This window comes from Lacrimispora sp. 210928-DFI.3.58 (genome assembly GCF_020554865.1).
Classification (GTDB): domain Bacteria; phylum Bacillota; class Clostridia; order Lachnospirales; family Lachnospiraceae; genus Enterocloster.
In genome coordinates this window covers 1-295 of the sequence record NZ_JAJCIC010000122.1, presented here as the reverse complement: position 1 = coordinate 295, position 295 = coordinate 1, and the positions used below count along the sequence as shown (strand labels likewise).

General features: G+C 47.1%; 1 protein-coding gene. It reads left to right on the top strand.

The window, feature by feature from the left end; translation table 11 throughout:
- Positions 1 to 274: integrase core domain-containing protein (locus tag LIZ87_RS22205; RefSeq protein ID WP_227149240.1), on the top strand; the 274-nt coding region annotated here is incomplete at its 5' end.
- Positions 275 to 295: the final 21 nt, after the last annotated feature.

The window sequence follows — 295 nt, the reverse complement described above, 5'->3', positions numbered from 1 at the left end:
GAACAAACCAACCATGTTCCAGCTCCACCTGGAGCAGCATGGAATCCGTCACAAGATCATCCGTCCCTTCACTCCAAGGCATAACGGGAAGGTAGAGCGAAGTCATCGGAAGGACAATGAACGGTTTTACGCGACCCATGCGTTCTATTCCTTCGAGGACTTCTCAAAGCAGCTAAAGGTCTACAACCGAAGGGATTACAACAACTTCCCAATGCGCCCTCTGGGATGGAAAACACCTAATCAGGTGCTAAAGAATTATTTGCAGTCAGTGTAACAAATGTTTGACAAACCTACA